This is a genomic window from Deltaproteobacteria bacterium, assembly GCA_021159305.1.
Taxonomy (GTDB): Bacteria; Campylobacterota_A; Desulfurellia; order JAGGSF01; family JAGGSF01; genus JAGGSF01.
In genome coordinates this window covers 1-1,816 of record JAGGSB010000054.1, presented here as the reverse complement: position 1 = coordinate 1,816, position 1,816 = coordinate 1, and the positions used below count along the sequence as shown (strand labels likewise).

At 35.8% G+C, this 1,816-nt stretch carries 3 protein-coding genes; 2 read left to right on the top strand and 1 reads right to left on the bottom strand.

Features of this window, described 5'->3' with window-relative positions:
• Positions 1-64 precede the first annotated feature (64 nt).
• The gene (locus tag J7J10_03615; protein ID MCD6130019.1) at positions 65-511 is read right to left on the bottom strand and encodes an Hsp20/alpha crystallin family protein; all 447 of its coding nucleotides are present in this window, start codon (positions 509-511) and stop codon (positions 65-67) included.
• Between the two features lie 118 nt (positions 512-629).
• On the opposite strand from J7J10_03615, the gene J7J10_03610 reads away from it, so the two are divergent.
• Together J7J10_03610 and J7J10_03605 are read left to right on the top strand one after the other, a co-directional pair.
• On the top strand, positions 630-1,460 hold the full coding sequence (locus J7J10_03610) for a J domain-containing protein (GenBank protein ID MCD6130018.1): 831 nt from the start codon (positions 630-632) through the stop codon (positions 1,458-1,460).
• A gap of 11 nt (positions 1,461-1,471) precedes the next feature.
• Positions 1,472-1,816 (top strand): MerR family transcriptional regulator, encoded by a 345-nt coding sequence (locus tag J7J10_03605; GenBank protein MCD6130017.1) that lies wholly within the window; start codon positions 1,472-1,474, stop codon positions 1,814-1,816.

The following is a 1,816-nucleotide window of genomic DNA, read 5'->3' as shown; positions in this document are numbered from 1 at the left end:
TAATGGTAAATTTTTCTAAGTTCATTTCTTATTTTTCTCTGTAGAGTAAGGGGCGTTACACCCCTTACTCTACATTTACTGGAATTTCCTTGGGCTTTGCTTCTTCTTTCTTGGGGATACTAAGCTTTAAAACGCCACCTTCATACTTTGCTTTTATCTTTGTGGGGTCTACATTGTCAGGAAGATAAAATGAACGGGAAAAAGAACCATAACTACGTTCTACTCGATAATAACCTTCTTTCTTTTCTTCCCTCTCTAATTTTCTCTCCCCGCTAACGGTTAATGTTTTGTCTTCTACCTTTACTTTCACATCCTCTTTCTTCATCCCTGGAACTTCCACATCTAAATAAATGTTATCCTTATCCTCATAAATATCCACCGCTGGCGACCACTTAGATGTAGCAGGCGCACCAGTTTTCACAAAATCGGGCATTAATCCTTCAAATAAGCGATTAATCCTGTCCTGCAATGTGGAAAGCTCCTCAAAAGGTTCCCAAACTTTCAATGCCATTATCCACCTCCAAAAAAAATCTTCAACCAATAATATAATCTTAAGTCCATTGTTGTCAAGTTTCACACTAAAAATCTTAAAGTTGACATACTTAGACTTAAGTATTATATATTAAACCATGAGAAACCCTTATGAAACATTAGGCGTATCCAAAAGTGCAACAGACGAGGAGATAAAAAAAGCATATCGGAGATTGGCACGAAAATATCATCCCGATCTGAACCCCGGAGATGAAAAGGCGGAAGCGAAATTCAAAGAGATCAACGAAGCATACTCCATTCTCTCTGATAAAAAGAAAAAAGCAGAATACGATGAAACAGGCGGATTCAAGTTCGGTGAAGGATTTGACTTTAATAGGGGAACTGGAGGAAGCAAAACATATACCTATCACTTTGGAGGAGGCAATATCGATTTTGAAAATGTTTTTGAAAATATCTTCGGTCAACATGGATTTAGAGAATATACAAAAGGAAGAGACATAAGCTACACAATGGATTTAGACCTTGAGGATGCAGTAAAAGGGAAAATTATCACTTTAAATATAGACGGCGAAAGAGTAAATGTGAAAATACCCCCGGGCGTTAAAAACGGAACAAAACTAAGAATAAAAGAAAAAGGTGGAAGAGGTCAAGGAGGAAGAGGGGATCTACATATAACAGTTCGCATAAAACCTCATCCCTATTTTACATACGACGGAAAAAATCTATACACCACTGTAGATGTCCCCTTAAAGACAATGATATTAGGCGGAAAAGCAAAAGTTAGGACACTTAATGGTTTTGTCACCATAAAGATTCCACCAGGAACGCAGAATGAACAGATATTTAAGATAAGAGAAAAGACTATACCAGGGAATCTATACGCTACTGTAAAGGTAAAAATACCCGATAAAATAAGCAAAAAAGGTGAACAGATATTAAGAAAATTTTTTGAAGAAGAAGAATTGTAAGGAGAGATAAAATGGTAACAAAAAAATATTATACAATTGGTATTGTCTCACAAATTATAAAGATTCATCCTCATACTTTAAGAGAATATGAAAGGGAAGGACTCATATCCCCCAGGCGAAGTGAAGGTAAAATAAGGCTATACACAGATAAAGATATTGAAGACATAAGATTTATCCGCACCCTCACCAGAGAATTAGGTGTAAACTTAGCAGGTGTAGACATTATCCTGCGAATGAGAAAACAGGTGGAAAAAATGGAAGAAAACATCGACAGAATAATGCAACTCATCAAAGAGAAAATAGACAGAGAATATAAAGAAAAAGATTCTCAGACTATAGAGATAAAAGTAGAATAA